This window comes from Kitasatospora sp. NPDC057965 (assembly GCF_042887135.1).
Classification (GTDB): Bacteria; Actinomycetota; Actinomycetes; order Streptomycetales; family Streptomycetaceae; genus Kitasatospora.
Genome location: NZ_JBHVPZ010000015.1, coordinates 24951 through 41141 on the forward strand (window position 1 = coordinate 24951; position 16191 = coordinate 41141).

General features: G+C 74.6%; 12 protein-coding genes. 9 read left to right on the top strand and 3 right to left on the bottom strand.

Translation table 11 applies throughout. The features are described 5' to 3' along the window. Positions 1-85: 85 nt before the first annotated feature. On the top strand, positions 86-1411 hold the full coding sequence (locus ACFVVU_RS20355) for a sensor domain-containing protein (RefSeq protein WP_387791308.1): 1326 nt from the start codon (positions 86-88) through the stop codon (positions 1409-1411). Then, the gene (locus ACFVVU_RS20360) at positions 1363-2007 is read left to right on the top strand and encodes a response regulator (RefSeq protein ID WP_387791310.1); all 645 of its coding nucleotides are present in this window, start codon (positions 1363-1365) and stop codon (positions 2005-2007) included. The genes ACFVVU_RS20355 and ACFVVU_RS20360 overlap by 49 nt, the downstream gene beginning before the upstream one ends. A 41-nt stretch (positions 2008-2048) precedes the next feature. Here the strand turns inward: ACFVVU_RS20360 and ACFVVU_RS20365 are convergent, their stop codons facing one another. Continuing rightward, a complete protein-coding gene (locus ACFVVU_RS20365) occupies positions 2049-3509 on the bottom strand; it encodes a sensor histidine kinase (protein ID WP_387791311.1) in 1461 nt (486 codons plus the stop codon). Beyond that, complete coding sequence (locus tag ACFVVU_RS20370; protein WP_380680605.1) at positions 3502-4179, bottom strand: response regulator transcription factor; 678 nt, start codon at positions 4177-4179, stop codon at positions 3502-3504. Before ACFVVU_RS20370 ends, ACFVVU_RS20365 begins: the two co-directional genes overlap by 8 nt. Before the next feature lie 148 nt (positions 4180-4327). Between ACFVVU_RS20370 and ACFVVU_RS20375 the strand changes: the two genes are divergently transcribed. The 7 genes from ACFVVU_RS20375 (at position 4328) to ACFVVU_RS20405 (ending at position 14515) form a co-directional block, all read left to right on the top strand. Further along, the gene (locus ACFVVU_RS20375) at positions 4328-4978 is read left to right on the top strand and encodes a DedA family protein (protein ID WP_380680602.1); all 651 of its coding nucleotides are present in this window, start codon (positions 4328-4330) and stop codon (positions 4976-4978) included. A 132-nt stretch (positions 4979-5110) separates the two neighbouring features. After that, positions 5111-5779 (top strand): phosphatase PAP2 family protein, encoded by a 669-nt coding sequence (locus ACFVVU_RS20380; RefSeq protein ID WP_387791313.1) that lies wholly within the window; start codon positions 5111-5113, stop codon positions 5777-5779. A gap of 171 nt (positions 5780-5950) precedes the next feature. After that, entirely contained in the window at positions 5951-7297 is a 1347-nt protein-coding gene (locus ACFVVU_RS20385) for a family 2 encapsulin nanocompartment cargo protein terpene cyclase (protein WP_387791315.1), read from the top strand. 15 nt (positions 7298-7312) lie between these two features. After that, the gene (locus ACFVVU_RS20390; protein WP_380687548.1) at positions 7313-8194 is read left to right on the top strand and encodes a geranyl diphosphate 2-C-methyltransferase; all 882 of its coding nucleotides are present in this window, start codon (positions 7313-7315) and stop codon (positions 8192-8194) included. Between the two features lie 244 nt (positions 8195-8438). After that, on the top strand, positions 8439-9410 hold the full coding sequence (locus ACFVVU_RS20395) for a hypothetical protein (protein WP_380687546.1): 972 nt from the start codon (positions 8439-8441) through the stop codon (positions 9408-9410). A 147-nt stretch (positions 9411-9557) separates the two neighbouring features. Further along, complete coding sequence (locus ACFVVU_RS20400) at positions 9558-11480, top strand: HSP90 family protein (protein ID WP_387791317.1); 1923 nt, start codon at positions 9558-9560, stop codon at positions 11478-11480. Next, entirely contained in the window at positions 11480-14515 is a 3036-nt protein-coding gene (locus ACFVVU_RS20405) for a hypothetical protein (RefSeq protein ID WP_387791319.1), read from the top strand. The genes ACFVVU_RS20400 and ACFVVU_RS20405 overlap by 1 nt, the downstream gene beginning before the upstream one ends. An 87-nt stretch (positions 14516-14602) precedes the next feature. Here ACFVVU_RS20405 and ACFVVU_RS20410 read toward each other — a convergent pair whose 3' ends face one another. Continuing rightward, positions 14603-15841, bottom strand: coding sequence for a chitinase (locus ACFVVU_RS20410; protein WP_387791321.1), 1239 nt, complete (start codon positions 15839-15841; stop codon positions 14603-14605). Positions 15842-16191 lie beyond the last annotated feature (350 nt).

Genomic DNA, 16191 nt, shown 5'->3' on the forward strand with positions numbered 1-16191 from the left:
AACGATTTGGACGTACGTACGTATGAAGGGGTCGGGCTCGCGGGACCGCTGCCGTCACCGCCGTCAGGGAGGGACGATCGCTCAGGTGTCAATCGCTCACCGCAAGGGTCTGCAGGCGTTCCCCGCCCGACTGCGCCGGGCCGGGGAAGACCTGGTGGCCGGCGTGCTGATCGCCCTGGGCGCCGTGCTCTCCGCCTGCCTGTTCGTGGTCACCGGCTACTTCGTGATCCTCCTCGTCATTGGGATCGGCGCGGCGGCGCTGCCGATCCTGACCGGGTGGGTCCGCCGGCTGTGCAACGCCAACCGGCGTGCGGCCGCCCGGGTGGGGGTCCTGGTCGACGTCCCCTACCGGCCGGAGCCCCCGGAGTTCGAGAAGGACATCGTCGGCTGGATCCGCCGCTGCAAGTGGATCCTGACCGACCCGGCCAGCTGGCGGGACCTGCTCTGGCTGCTGCTCAACTCGGTCGTCGGCATGATCGGATTCCTGCCCGCCGCGGTGCTCTACTACGTGCTCGAAGGGCTCGCGCTGGCCCTCGGCCTGTGGCGGCCGGTCCTGCGGGCGCAGGGCAGCCCGCGCGCGTACCTCTTCATCCCGGTCCAGAACCGGCCCACCGCTCTCCTGGCGGCGCTGGCGGCCGTGGCGCTCTTCGCCGTCTGGGTCCGGTACGGCCGGCTCTTCCTCGTCGTGCACGCGCACTTCACCCGTCTGCTGCTCGGCCCCACCGAACGCTCCCGGCTCGCCCTGCGGGTCCGGCACCTGGCCGAGACCCGGTCCGGCGCGGTGGAGACGGCCGCCGCCGAACTGCGCCGGATCGAACGCGACCTGCACGACGGCGCCCAGGCCAGGCTGGTCGGCCTCGGCCTGACCCTCGGGGCGCTCGAACGCCACCTCGGCGGCGAGTCGGAGGAGGCCCGCAGACTGCTGCGCGACGCCCGGGCCTCGTCCATCGCCGCCCTGCGCGAGCTGCGCGACCTGGTGCGCGGCATCCACCCCCCGGTGCTCGCCGAACGCGGCCTGGCCGACGCGCTGCGCGCCCTCGGCCTGGCCAGTCCGCTCCGGACCGAGGTGGTGGTGAGCCTCCCGGGCCGGGTGCCGCCACCGCTCGAATCCGCCCTGTACTTCGCGGTGTCCGAGCTGCTGACCAACGCCCTGAAGCACTCCGGCGCCGAGCACGTCCAGGTGCGTGCCTGGCACGACGGCGCCGTGCTGCACGCCCGGGTCGCCGACGACGGCCGCGGCGGTGCCGACGCCGCCGGGGGAACCGGCCTGCACGGCATCCGCCGCCGGCTGGCCACCTTCGACGGAACCCTCGATGTCGCCAGCCCGCCGGGCGGCCCGACCGCGATCACCATGGAGATACCGTGCGTGTTGTCCTCGCCGAAGACCTCTTCCTCCTCAGGCAGGGGCTGATCCAGCTGCTGGACGCCTACGGCTTCGAGACCGTGGCGGCCGTCGACAACGGCCCCGACCTGCTCGAAGCCGCCGCCCGGCACCGGCCCGACATCCTGATCGTCGACGTCCGGCTGCCGCCGACCTTCACCACCGAGGGACTCCAGGCCGCCCTGCGGGCCAGGCGCGAGATCCCCGGACTGCCGATCCTGGTGCTCTCCCAGCACGTCGAGCAGATGTACGCCAGGGAGCTGCTCGCCGACGGCACCGGCGGCATCGGCTACCTGCTCAAGGACAGCGTCTTCGACAACGAGCAGTTCATCGACGCGGTCCGCCGGGTGGCCGCCGGCGGCACCGCCATGGATCCGGCGGTGATCTCCCAACTGATGGTGAGCCACGCCCGCGACGAACCGCTCGGCTCGCTCACGGCGCGGGAACGCGCCGTCCTGGAGCTGATGGCCGAGGGCTGCTCCAACACCGCGATCGCCCAGCGGCTCTTCATCACCGAGGGGGCGGCGGCCAAGCACATCTCGAACATCTTCGCCAAGCTCATGCTGGCCCCGGACAGCGACAGCAACCGGCGCGTGCTGGCGGTCCTCGCCTACCTCAACGCCTGAGCCGGCCGGCATCCCCCGAGCCCGGTGGCCGGCCACCGGGCTCAGTGGGCCCGGGTGCGCGGCAGCCGGGCGCGGAAGGTGACGCCGTCGGGCCCGTCCTCGACGGTGAGCGTCCCGCCGTGGAGGGCGGCGATGTCCCGGGCGATGGGCAGGCCGAGGCCGGTGCCGCCGTCGTCGCGGCTGCGGGCGTCGTCGAGCCGGGTGAAGCGTTCGAAGATCCGCTCCCGGTCGGCGGGGTCGATGCCGGGGCCGTCGTTGGCGACGTCGAGGACGGCGTCGCCGGTGGCGGTGTCGGTGGACAGTCGCACGGTGACCCGGCCGCGGGCGTGCCGCCGGGCGTTGTCGAGCAGATTGGTCAGCAGCCGGCCGAGCCACAGCGGGTTGCCGTCGACGGTGACGGGCCCGGAGGCGTCGACGGAGACGTGGACGGTGACCGGACGGGCCTGCGGTCCGCCCGGGGCGACGCTCGCGCGGACGAGTTCGGCGAGGTCCACCGCCTCGCCGGGGCGCTCCTGGCCGGTGGTGTCGAGCCGGGCGAGGAGCAGCAGGTCGGCGGCGAGGGCCTGGAGGCGTTCGGTGTCCTGGAGGGCCCCGGCGACCAGCTCCTGCCGTACCTGCGGGTCGGGGTGGGCGAGGGCGACCTCCAGCTGGGTGCGCAGCACGGTGAGCGGGCTGCGCAGCTCGTGGGAGGCGTCGGCGATGAAGCGGCGCTGGCGGGTGCCGGCGGCTTCGAGCCGGTCGAGCATGGCGTTCATGGTGCGGGCCAGACCGGCGATCTCGTCCTCGCTGCCGGGGACCGGGACGCGCCGGTCGAGGTCGCGGTCGCCGATCGCGGCGACCTCGGCCCGGATCGCCTCGACCGGGCGCAGCGCCCGGCCGGTGGCCCGCCAGGTGAGCACGCCGACGGTCGGCAGCAGGACGGCGCCGAGGCCGGCGAGGGCCGCTGTGGTGAGGTCCTCGGCGGTGTCGACGGTGCGCAGCGAGGCGCCGACCCGGACGGTGACGGGGCCGGTGGGGGTGTCGGCGGTGAGGGTGGTGACGCGCTGGTGGTGCTCGTCGCCGAGGAAGCCGAGGTCGAAGGTGCCGCGGCCGGCCCCGGCGTCGGTCAGCGGCGGATGGCCGGCGAGGTTCTGGCTGGCGGCGACCACGGTGCCGGCGTGGTCGGTGACCTGGATGAAGTCGGTGCCGTGGTCCAGGGCGAGCTGGGCCGGCAGGTGGCCGCCGGAGGCGAGGCGGGCGACGGCCTGGGCCTGCTCGCGGGCGCCCGTCTCGACGGTGCGTTCGAGGTTGGCGCGCAGCAGCAGGAGCACGGCGGCGGAGGCGACGAACAGGACGACGGCGACGCTCGCGCAGGCCGCGAGGGTGGTGCGGGTGCGCACGGAGCGCGGCGCGAGCCGGTCGAGCAGCGCGGCGGCCCGGGGGTGCCGGGCGAGCCGGTGCAGCAGGGCGCCGGCCCCGCCCGCCGCGCCGCGTCGGCGGCCGGGGTGCGTCGGATCAGCCACCGTCGGCCGCCAGCCGGTAGCCGGCGCCGCGCACGGTCTGCACGGCGGCGCGGCCGAACGGGGTGTCGATCTTGCGGCGCAGCGCGCTGATGTGCACCTCGACGGTGTTGGGGTCGCTGTCCGGTCCGCTGTCCCAGACCTGTTCGAGGATCTCGCGCTTGGAGACGGCCTCGCCGGCCCGGCGGGCCAGGTGGTCGAGCACGGCGAACTCGCGGGGGGTCAGCGCGATGCCGGTGCCGGCGCGGGTGCAGGTGCGGGCGGCGGAGTCGACGACGAGGTCCCCGAGCACGGTGCGCCGGGGGGCGCGGGTGCCGATGCGGCGGGCGAGGGCCCTGAGGCGGGCGACCAGGACGACGAAGGAGAACGGTTTGGACAGGTAGTCGTCGGCGCCCGTGTCGAGGGCCTCGGCCTCGTCCCACTCGCCGTCCTTGGCGGTCAGCATCAGGATGCCGGCGTCGCTGCCGGCGGCCCGCAGCCGTGAGCACACCCGGTAGCCGTTGAGGCCGGGCAGCATGATGTCCAGCACGATCACGTCGTAGGCGTGCTCGGTGGCCCGGGCGAGGCCGGTGAGGCCGTCGTGGGCGAGGTCGACGGTGAAACCCTCCGCGGTCAGCCCGAGCCGCAGTGCCTGGGCCAGCCGTCGTTCGTCCTCCACCACGAGTACGCGCATGTCCCCAGGGTGGCAGGTGTCCGGGCCGGTCGGGGGCGGGGGCCGTGCCGTCTTCAGCGGATCTTCAGCATCGGCCCGCCATGCTGGCGCTGTCGTCCGGGTACCGGGCCCGGACCGTAGCGCTCCCGCTCACGGAGAGGTCCCGACCATGCCGTCGCCCTCGGCCGCCCTGCTGGCCGTCAACCCCCTGGACGCCGGATCGCTGCTCGGCGCGTTCGGCGCGCTGGGCATCGCCGTCGTCCTGTTCGCCGAGACCGGGCTGCTGGTCGGCTTCTTCCTGCCCGGCGACTCCCTGCTGTTCACCGCGGGCCTGCTGTGCACCACCGGCACCCACAGCGGCCCCCACCTCAACCTCGCCCAGGTCCTGGCCGCCTCCGCCGTCGGCGCCCTCGCCGGGGCCCAGACGGGCTACGTCATCGGCCGGCGCGGCGGGCGCGCCCTGCTCGCGCGCTCCCGCAACAAGCGGCTGCACGAGGGCGCGATGCGGGCCGAGGAACTCCTCACCCGCTACGGGCACGCCAAGGCCGTCGTCCTCGCGCGTTTCGTCCCGGTGGTGCGCACCGTGCTCAACCCGCTGGCCGGCGCGCTCGGCGTGAACGTGCGCACCTTCACCCTGTGGCAGGTGGTCGGTGGCCTGGTCTGGACGTTCGGCCTCGTCCTCGCCGGCTACGCCCTGGGCTCCTCGGTGCCGAACGTCGACCGCTACCTGCTGCCGATCGTCGCGGTCGTCGTGGTGCTCTCGCTGCTGCCCCTGCTGCTGGAGCTGCTGCGCTCCCGCCGCCGGGCCGGGCACCGGTGAGCACGAGGGCGGTCGCGGGCCGGCTCGGTCGTCCGGACCCCGGCTCGCTGCTCCGCCCGCCACCTCGCCCGCTACCCTGGCCGCGCGGAGCCGCGGACCGGTGGCCCGGGCACGGGCAGGAGGGCTGAGCCGATGGGCGACCGCATGACGGGGCGACGGTGGCCGGCCGTGCTCGCCGCCACCTGGGCGGCCTTCGCGGTGCTCGCGGTGGTGGTCGCCGCCCACGGCTGGGCACCGTTCGCCTTCGAGCGGTCCGCCGTCGACTGGGGCACCGCCCACCGGCCGCCGCTCGCCCGCGCCGTGGCGATGGCCGTCACCTCCCTCGGCACCGACCTGTTCCCCTACCTGCTGGCGCTGGCCGCGGGCGTCCTGATCGCCCGGCGCGGCGCCGGATCGCCCCGGTCCCGTTGGACGGTGGCCCGGGCGCTGCTCCTGCCGGTGCTGTGGCTGGCCCTGGGGCAACTGCTGCGCCAGGGCCTGATGCACGCCTTCGGCCGGCCCCGGCCGCCGGAGACGGACTGGGCGTTCAGCGCCTCCGGCTTCGCCTTCCCCTCCGGGCACGCCTTCACCTCCGCCCTCTGCGCCGGCCTGCTCGCGCTCGCCGTCGCCCGCGTCCGCCCCGCCGCCACCCGCCCGGCCGTCGTCGGCGCGGTGCTGTTCGCGGGGACGATCGGCCTGACCCGGATCTACCTCGGGGTGCACTGGCCGCTGGACGTGCTGGCCGGCTGGCTGCTCGCCGTCGGCTGGCTGGCCGCCGGCGCGGCCGCCTCCTCGCTGCTGCCGGAGCACGCGCGGCGGTGACATGGCGCGGAGCCGGACCGGCGCTCCGTCGGTACCGGAACGATCCTTGTAAAGCGGCCCCGCCAACCCGGCGGGGCCGCTTTGCCATTGGTGGCGGTCCGAACCGATCATCGGATGCGCCATTTCAAACGCGACTGATGTGAACGTTCACCCTTTCGAGTGCACAGGATCATGGGAAGCGGCCCAGATCGTTCCGCCCCGCCTACGGTTGGGCCCAAGCGAGACGGGACCGCCGCAGCAGCGCGGAGATCCCCTCTTCCCGGGGCGGAGGCGACGGCCGACGACCCGTCATGGCCCGTCCCCCTTCACAGAGGAAGGTTCTCCCATGCCCGTGGCCACGAGCTACGAGACACCGCCGGCGTCGCAGCGGCAACCGCACCCGTTCCGGCGCGCGGCGGTGCGGTCATGAGCGGGACGGTCCTGGAGCAGCTGCTCCGCGGGCCGAGCGGGATCGGCACCGCCGGACTGAACCTGACGCGACGTCAGGTCGCGGAGGTGCCGGCCGGGGCGGTGGCGCAAGTGCCGTCCGGCAAGCCGAAGTCCGGCGACCCGGTCCCCGGCCTGTACTTCCACCCCGTGGCCGAGCCGGACGCCGAGCGGGTGGCGGAGGTGAACCGCCGGATCAAGCTGTGGGCCGAGGAGATCGAGCTCTACCCGCCGGACTGGGAGGACCAGTTCGACGGCTTCTCGGTGAGCCGGTACATGGTCGCCTGCCACCCGGACGCCCCGAGCGTCGACCACGTCATGCTCGCCACCCGGCTGATGGTGGCCGAGAACGCCGTCGACGACTGCTACTGCGAGGACCTCGGCGGCTCGCCGGTCGGCCTCGGCAGCCGGCTGCTGCTCGCCCACACCGCCCTCGACCCGGTGCACACCACCGCGGAGTACCAGGGCGGTTGGCAGGAGTCGCTGCTCTCGGACGCGCCCCGGCGGGCGTACCGCTCGGCGATGGAGCACTTCACCGGCGCGGCCACCGCCTCCCAGGCGGACCGGTTCCGGCACGACATGGCGCGGCTGCACCTCGGTTACCTCGCCGAGGCCGCTTGGGACCAGGAGGGCCACGTCCCGGAGGTGTGGGAGTACCTGTCGATGCGGCAGTTCAACAACTTCCGCCCCTGTCCGACCATCACGGACACCGTCGGCGGCTACGAGCTGCCCGCCGACCTGCACGCCCGCCCGGCCATGCAGCGGGTCATCGCGCTCGCCTCCAACGCCACCACCATCGTCAACGACCTGTACTCGTACACCAAGGAGCTGGCGAGCCCGGGTCGGCACCTCAACCTGCCGGTGGTGATCTCCGAGCGCGAGGCCGTCGGCGACCGCGACGGCTACCTGAAGGCCGTCGAGGTGCACAACGAGCTGATGCACGCCTTCGAGGCGGAGGCCGCGGCGCTGGCCGCCGCCACCCCCGTCCCGGTGGTGGTGCGCTTCCTGCGCGGGGTCGCCGCGTGGGTCGACGGCAACCACTACTGGCACCAGACCAATACCTACCGCTACAGCCTGCCCGACTTCTGGTAACCAAGGAGCTGAACCGTGTCCGTCACCGACACCACCCCCGTCACCCGCACTGCCGTCCCCGGGCCGGCCACTCCCTACCAGGGCGACATCGCCCGTTACTGGGACCATGAGGCCCGGCCGGTGAACCTGCGTCTCGGCGACGTGGACGGCCTTTACCACCACCACTACGGCATCGGCGAGGTCGACCAGTCGGCGCTGGGCGACCCGGACGACAGCGAGCGCGAGAAGAAGCTCGTCGCCGAACTGCACCGGCTGGAGTCCGCGCAGACCGACGTCCTGCTCGACAGCCTGGGCGACATCCGCCCCGAGCACACCCTGGTCGACGCGGGTTGCGGCCGCGGCGGCTCGATGGTCATGGCCCACCAGCGCTTCGGCTGCAAGGTCGAGGGCGTGACCCTGTCGGCCAAGCAGGCCGAGTTCGGCAACCGGCGGGCCAAGGAGCTCGGCATCGACGACTCGGTGCACGCCCAGGTCCGCAACATGCTCGACATGCCGTTCGACAGCGGTACGGTGCGGGCCTCGTGGAACAACGAGTCCAGCATGTACGTCGACCTGCACGACCTGTTCGCCGAGCACTCCCGGATCCTGTCCGTCGGCGGCCGGTACGTGACCATCACCGGCTGCTGGAACCCGATCTACGGCCAGCCGTCGAAGTGGGTCTCGCAGATCAACGCCCACTTCGAGTGCAACATCCACTCCCGTCGCGAGTACCTGCGCGCGATGGCCGACAACCGCCTCGTCCCGAACGCCGTCGTCGACCTGACCGCCGCCACCCTCCCGTACTGGGAGCTGCGGGCCACCGTGCCGTCCCTGGTGACCGGCATCGAGGAGGCGTTCATCAACTCCTACAAGGACGGCTCCTTCCAGTACCTGCTGATCGCCGCCGACCGGGTCTGACCCCGCGTCGCCGTACGGCGAGGACCCGGCCCGGCCGAACGACGGCGGGGCCGGGTCCTGTCGTCCGGTCCGGCCGGGTCCGCCGCCCTCCGGCGGGGCCCGGGCGGGGGCTCCCGGAAGAGGGCTGCTCACCGGGACGTCGGTGGCACGTGATATGCAGTGCATCATCCGATTGGCCACTGCGAGGCCATACGAACGATGCCGACGACCGTGCCGGTCGACGAGGTCTCAGGGGGGCCGCACCATGTCCATTTTCCGCCGCCTGACCGGGCGGAAGACGCCGCGCGCGCTGCCTCCCGTGCTCGACCTCTCGCACGGCGACGAGGAACTGCGCCGGCTGCGCGCCCTCGCCGACGCCGGCGACTGGGCCGCCCTCGGCCCCGCCCTCGCGGCCGTCCCCGACCAGGGCGAGCTGACCTGGCTGGTGCACCGGATCTCCGACGTCGAGGGCACCGAGGAGTGGCTCGCCAAGGCCGTCGCCGAACGGCCCGAGGACACCCTGGTGCTGCTGCTCTCCGGTGCCCGGCAGATCGCCTGGGCCTGGGACGCCCGCACCGGCGCCCGCGCCAAGCACGTCACCGAGGACCAGTGGCGGCTGTTCGGCGAGCGGCTGGAGACCGCCGAGGAGCAGTTGCTGGAGGTGGCCGAGCGCGAGCCCCGCTGGCTCGCCCCCTGGTTCTTCCTCCAGATCGCGGCGCGCGGCGCCTCGCTCGGCCGTACCGTCGCCACCACCCGCTTCGAGGCCGCGCTGCGCCGCGATCCGGAGCACCAGGCCTCCCACCAGCAGCGCCTCCAGCAGCTCTGCGCCAAGTGGGGCGGCTCCCACGAGGAGATGCACGCCTTCGCCCGCGCCGCGATGCTCGGTGCCCCCGAGGGCAGCCCGCTCGGCGAACTGGTCGCCCTCGCCCACCTGGAGCACTGGCTGGACCTGGCCGACGGCGAGGACCACGCCTACCTGACCGGCCCCGCCGTGCGCTCCTCGCTGCGCGAGGCGGTGCTGCGCTCCGTGCTGCACCCGGCCTACCGGCGCCGGCGCGACTGGCGGGCCACCCACAACGCCTTCGCCATGGTGCTCTCGCTGGCCGACGAGCGCGAGCTCGCCCACGCGGTGTTCGCCACCCTCGACGACGTCGTCACCGAGTGGCCCTGGTACTACCTGGGCGGCGACGAGGCCGACAACTTCCAGGTCCACCGGGACCGCTGCGTGCCGCGCTGAGCCGGCGCGACCAGCCTGCACAGAGCCTGCACAGAGCCTGCACAGAGCCTGTAGAGCGGCGCCCGAACGCGCCGCCCGGCGGCCCGGGCCGTCCCGCCCCGAGGCCGCCGAAGTCCGACCCGCCCCTTGCGATCGAAAGAGCCACCGGTGTCCCCATCCGAGAACCCGACGAGCGCGCACACCTTCCAGGTCGACCTGCGCGGCCTGGTCGACCTGCTCTCCCACCACCTCTACTCCAGCCCCCGCGTCTACCTGCGCGAACTCCTGCAGAACGCGGTCGACGCGATCTCCGCCCGGCAGGCCCTGGACCCGTCCGCGCCCGCCGCCATCACCGTCCGCGCCGACGGCGAGCTCAGCATCACCGACACCGGCATCGGCCTCACCGAGCAGGACGTCCACACCTTCCTCGCCACCATCGGCCGCAGCTCCAAGCGGGACGCCGACGGCCGCCTCGACGGCGACGGACTCGCCCGCGCCCGCGGCGACTTCATCGGCCAGTTCGGCATCGGCCTGCTCGCCTGCTTCGTGGTCGCCGACGAGATCACCGTCGTCACCCGCTCCGCCGCGACCCCCGACGCCCCGGTCATCGAGTGGCGCGGCGGCTCCGACGGCCGCTACACCATCCGCACCCTGCCCGCCGACGCCAAGCCCGAGCCCGGCACCACCGTCCGCCTCGCGCCCCGCGCCGACGCCGCCGAGTGGACCCGCGCCGACCGGGTGCTGACCCTCGCCCGGGACTTCGGCAGCCTGCTGCGCCACGAGGTCACCGTCATCGACGGCCGCGGCGACGCCACCCGGGTCAACCACACGCCGCCGTGGGCCGCCCAGCACGGCTCCCCGCTGGCCCGCCGCGAGGCGCTGGCCGCCTACTGCCGCTCCACCTTCGACTTCACCCCGCTCGACACCATCGAGCTGGACCTCCCGCTGGTCGGCCTGCGCGGCGTCGCCTACGTGCTGCCCGACGCCGTCCCGCCGTCGCGCCGGGCCGGCCACCGGGTGCACCTCAAGGGCATGCTGCTCTCCGACCACGCCGACGAACTCCTGCCCGACTGGGCGTTCTTCGTGCGCTGCGTGGTCGACACCGACGGCCTGCGGCCCACCGCCAGCCGGGAGGGCCTGTACGCCGACGAGACGCTCGCCGCCGTCCGCGACGCGCTCGGCGCCCGGATCCGCGACTGGCTCACCGGCCTGTCCGCCAGCGACCCGGCGCTGCTCCACCGGTTCATCTCGGTGCACCACCTGGCCGTCAAGGAACTCGCCCGCTACGACGACGAGTTGCTGCGGATGCTGCTGCCCTGGCTGCCGTTCGAGACCACCGACGGCAACGTCACCCTGGACGAGTTCGCCCGCACCCACCCGGTGGTGCTGGTCACCCGCACCGTCGAGGAGTTCCGCCAGGTCGCCCCGATCGCCGGCGCCGCCGGCCTCGGCGTCGTCAACGGCGGCTACACCTACGACCGCGACCTCGTGCACCGGCTGCCCGAGATCCGCCCCGGCACCTCCGTCGCGGACCTCGACCCGAGCACCGTCACCGCGCACCTGGACACCGTCGACCCGGCCGCCGAACTCGCCGCCTCGGCCTTCCTGACCACCGCGCGCGAGGTGGTCGGCCGCTTCGACTGCGACGTCGCCCTGCGCAGCTTCCACCCGACCAGCGCGCCCGCCCTGCTGCTCGACAACCGGGAGGCCCGGCACGAGCGCACCCGCGCCCAGCTCGCCGACGAGGCCGACGGACTGTGGGCCGACATCCTCGGCTCGCTGCGCGCCGAGGTGCCCCGCGCCCAGCTCGTCCTCAACCACCTCAACCCGCTGGTCCGGCGGGCGGCCTCGATCGGTGACCGCGAACTCGCCGTCACCGCCGTCGAGACGCTCTACGGGCAGGCCGTGCTGCTCACCCGGCGGCCGCTGACCTCCAGCGAGAGCGCGCTGCTGAACCGCTCGTTCATCAGCCTGCTCGACCACGCGATGCTCGGGCACGAGGCCGCGTCCGGCGGCACCGGTGGCTCCGGCGGCACCGGTGGCTCCGGCGGCGCTGGCGGCTCCGGCGGCTCCGACGCGAAGGAGGCGTGATGCTGAACAGCATCGACGCGGTGATGGCCGCGCTGCGCGAGAACGACGACCGCCCCTACGGGCGGCAGCGGACCGTCACCGCCGAGGAACTCGTCGACGCCGCCGAGCAGTTCGACGACACCGCGGTCCGCTCCATGGCCCTGCTGGAGCTGATGGAGGCCTACGAGTACGACGGCGAGCGGAGCAAGTCCCCGGTCGTCTTCGCCCGCGTCCTCAAGCTCTGGGACACCGACCCGGACGGCTTCGGCGAGTGGTCGCAGCAGCAGGTGTTCTGGCGCTTCAAGTGGGTCGCCACCTCGCTGCTCGGCACCCCCGACGTGCCGCTCGCCGCGATCCGCCGCTGGCACGACGAGATGCGCAGCCGCTACCGCGCCGCCGGGCACGGCCTGCAGCCGTACTACGCCCAGCGCTTCCACCTCGCCGCGCACCTCGGCGAGGACGTCCAGGACGCCTACGAGCTGTGGGCCGGGCGCCCGCGCACCGAGCTGAGCGACTGCCACGCCTGCGAGATCCGCGCCCGCGCCGTCCACCACCTGCGCCGGGGCGACGACGCGACCGCGCTGGACGTCTGGCGGCCGGTGCTCAGCGGCGAGGCGACCTGCGCCGAGGAGCCCTACGTCAGCCACGCCCAGGCGCTGCTGCCGCTGCTGCGCCAGGGCCGGCTCGACGAGGCCCGCTCCAGCCACCTGGTCGGCTACCGCTTCGCCCGCGGCAAGAGCGGGCTGGCCCGCTCGGTCGGCCTGCACATCGAGTTCTGCGCGCTGTCCGGCAACGAGCCGCGCGGCCTGGAGCTGCTCGCCGAGAACCGCGACCTGTTCGGCATGACCGGCGACCCGGTCAGCCGGCTGGACTTCCTCACCGGCGTCGAGGTGCTGATCGCCGGCCTCGCCCGGGCCGGGCACGGCGAGCTGACCGTCAGCGGCCCGCCCGGCGCGAGCTGGACCGTCGACACCCTGCTCGCCCACCTGCGCACCGAGGCGGACGCGCTCGCCGCCCGTTTCGACGCCCGCAACGGCACGGCGGCGGTCAGCGGCCGGCGCCGCGACCGGCTCGCCCGCCGGCCGCTGCTCGCCGAGCCGCTCGCCCTCGGCGTGCGGGCGGCGGCCGCGCCGGAGCTGGCGGCCGTGCCGGTCGTCCCGGCGGTCCCGGCCCGGGAGACCGAGCCGGAGCCGGAGGACTTCACCGCGCTGGTGCTGCGCGCCCGCGAACTGCAGCTGGTCGGCCACCCGGACGCGGACCGGCTCTGGAAGCGGATCGCCGAGCGGTTCACGGCCGCCGAGGAGGACGCCGTCGAGGACGGCGCCGTCGAGGGGCTGCTCGGCGCGGAGGCCGGGACGTTCGGGCAACTGCGTGCCGAGCTCACCGAGCGGCGGGCGCACGACGCGCTCGACCGCGGCGACTGGGAGGAGGGCGCCGCGCAGCTGCTGGCCGCGGGTGGGCTGTTCCGGCGGGAGGGGCTGCTCGGCCGGGCGCTGGCGGCCCGGACCAGGGCGCTGGTCGCCGAACTCATCCGGGAGGACCCGGAGGACGGGGAGGACGGGGAGGGTACGGAGGCCGACGGCGCCGGTGGGGCGGTCGCGGTCGCGCCGTCCGCGCCGGTCATCGACTGGGCGGCCCTGGACGCCGCGCTCGTCAGTGCCGGGGAACTGGCCGCCGCGCCGGCCGCCGACGGGGCGCCGGGCATCACCGACGACGCCTACCTGGTCGTCCTCCAGTGCCGCGCCTACGCCGCCCACCAGGAGCTGGTCCGGGCGCTGCCCGGGCGGCCGGACCAGCCGCCCGCCGAGCAGGCCGCGCGCTTCGAGGCCGCCGTCACCGCCTACCGCGACGCGGCCGCAGCCCGTGGCTCCGTGCGCCGGCTGGCGGTGGCCCGCCAGTACGCCGCCGACGCCGCCGCCCGACAGGGCCGGACCGATGAGGCGGTGGAGGAACTGCGCTACACCATCGCCGAGTTGGAGCGGGGCGGGCAGCCCTGGCACACCCCTCGGGCGTACGGCCTGCTGGGGCAGGCACTGCTGCAGAGCGGCGAGCAGGCCGAGGCCGTCGAGGTGCTGCACCGCGCCCTGGCGGCGGCCGCCCGCTGGGCCGACGACTCGTACCCGTTCGCCGCCACCTATGTGATGGCCGGGCACGCCAGCGCCCACCTCGGGGACACCGGCGCCGCGATCCGGTCGCTCTCCGAGGCCGCCTCCCGCTTCGACCGCAAGGGACCGGGGGCCGCCGAGGACGCCGCCCGGACCAGGCTGCAGCTCGCCGACCTGCTGACCGGCGCCGACCGGACCGCCGACGCGGTGGCCGTCCTGGAGTCCGTCCTGGCCGACGGGGCTACCGCCGGCCTGGACGAGCGGGTGCTCGCCCAGGCCCGGCTGGACCTGGCGCGCGGCCTGTTCGCGCTGGACGAGGACCGTGACGCCGCCGAGGAGTTCCTGCGGCTGGCCGCGATCCTGGAGGGCTGGACCGAGGACCTCCACCTGCGCACCATGGTCGCCTCGGAGGCGGCCGTCGCGCTGGTGCACGCCGACCGCTGGGAGGCCGCGCACGCCGCCCGCACCCGGGCGCTCGCCGCGCACGAGCAGTGGCCGCAGCCCGGCCCGGTCTCCGCGATGCTGCGGCAGTTCGCCCGGCTCACCGCGCAGAAGGAGGGCCCGGACGGCGTGGAGTCGGCGCTCGCCCGGCTGGCCGAGGCGGACGCCGTGCGCGAGCGGCTGGAGCGTGAGGAGCCCGGGGCCGAGACCTGGTACCCGCGCGCCGCCGTCCACTACGAGCGGACCCGGGTCCACGCGGTGGCCGGCCGCTACGAGGAGGCGCTGGCCGAGGCCGAGCGGGCGATCGCCGCCTACGAGGAGGGCGGTGAGCAGGCCGAGACGCCGCGCGCCGAGGCCGTCCGGCTGGCCGCGTTGATCGAGGGCACCGACCTCGGCCGCGTCGCGGCGGCCCGTCAGCGGCTGACCACCGCCGCCGAGCGGTGCCGGGCGCACGGGCTGGAGGAGGCGGCGGAGATCCTCACCGACCTGCGCGAGCGCCTCGCGGACTGACGGCCGGGGCCCCTGCCGTGTGCCCGCCCGGAGCGGCGGCACGGCAGGGGCCCGGCGGGTGTCAGGGGCTCGATGGATTCCGGGTGCTCAGGGGTTGCGCGGTGCGCAGATCTCCCCCCTCGTCCAGACGCCCCACTCGCCGCCGGCGGTCGGCTCCTCGTTCAGCGTCCACCACTTGGCCTGGTACGCGTGGCCCTGGTACGAGACCTTGGCGCCGGCGGTGTACACCGTGTCGCGCTGCCACTCCGGGTCCTTGCAGACCCCCGGCATGGTGTACGTCGGCGAGGCGGACGGGGACGTCGGCGAGACGGTGGGGTCGGTGGGCGGCGTGGCCCCCGCGAACCGCACCGTGAACTTGGTGAAGTCCCAGTCGTTCTGCACCACGCTGGAGCAGGAGCCGGACAGCCCCGGGTCGACGGTGCCCGGGCACTGCCGGTCCCGGTTGACCGACCAGTAGGTGTAGCGGGCCATCCTGTGCGCCAGCGCGAAGTCCAGCACCGTCTGGAAGTCCGCCTGCCGGAAGTACTCGGCGGCGTCGGTGCGGCCGTTCATCTGCGACACGCCCTCGTGGGCGTAGGCGTCCGCCTCCGACCAGCCGAACGTGGTGCGCAGGATCTGGTTGAAGTTCACCAGGGCGGAGGTCTGGGCCGCCGCGCCGTTGAAGCCGCCGTCGAACGGCATGATCGAGAAGTTGTCGGGCGTGAAGCCCTGCGCCTTCGCCTCGTTGAGCATCTGCTGGCCGAACCAGCCGGTGCCGGCGGCGGTCCCGGCCGTGGTGACCGAGATGTACAGCCCCGGGTTGGAGCGCTGGAGGATGCGGGCCGCGCCGATCTCGTTGTGGATCGCGGCCGTGTTCTCGTACTCCGGCTCCTCCAGGTCGAAGTCGAGCGCCTTCAACTGGTACGTGTCGACGACCTTCTGGTACGCGGCCGCGGTCGCCTCCGGCGTGCCGCAGGTCTGGCCCAGCTTGGTGCCGTTGTAGCCGCCGATGGAGACCGAGACGTCGCCGCCCTTGGCGCGCACGGTCTGGATGACGTTCGGCATGGTGGTGTCGGTGTCGATCGGCGACGTCCCGCCCCAGGCCGGGACGCAGCCGCCCTTGGCCAGGATGAAGGCGAGCTGGAAGGCCTTCTGGCCGGTGGCGTCCATCACCGTGGCGACGTCCGGCGGGCTGTTGTCCTCGGGCATCAGGTACGGCGCGGAGGCGTACCAGTTGCTGCCGATGCCGCCGGCGAGGGCGCCGGTGGCGGTCGCGCCGGCGGCCGCGGTGGGCGCCGCGTGCGCGGCGGCGACGGCCACCAGGCCGCCGGCCACCAGACCGAGCACCCCGGCCACCGCGGCGGCGGCCCGCTGTCGGGGGGCCCGGTGGGAGGGACGTGGCTGCTGAGGTGACGGTGTCTGTGGGGGACGTGCGCGTTCCATCGGGATCGACCTCTCCAGGAAACGGCGGAGTACGGCCCACCCGCGCCAACTGTGGGGGCGGCGCGCCGGGCCGACGGGACCCCGCGTCGGGGTCGGGCCGCCGCAAGGTCCTCACTGGTATAGACCTGTCCTGAGGGGCCGTCAACCACCCGGACTGCTGCTCCGGGTGAGAATCCGGATCCCGCCGGGCGGTCGAAGCCGGAGCGCGCACGCCCCAGCTTCCGGCCGGGACACGCCCCAGTCTCCGACCGGGA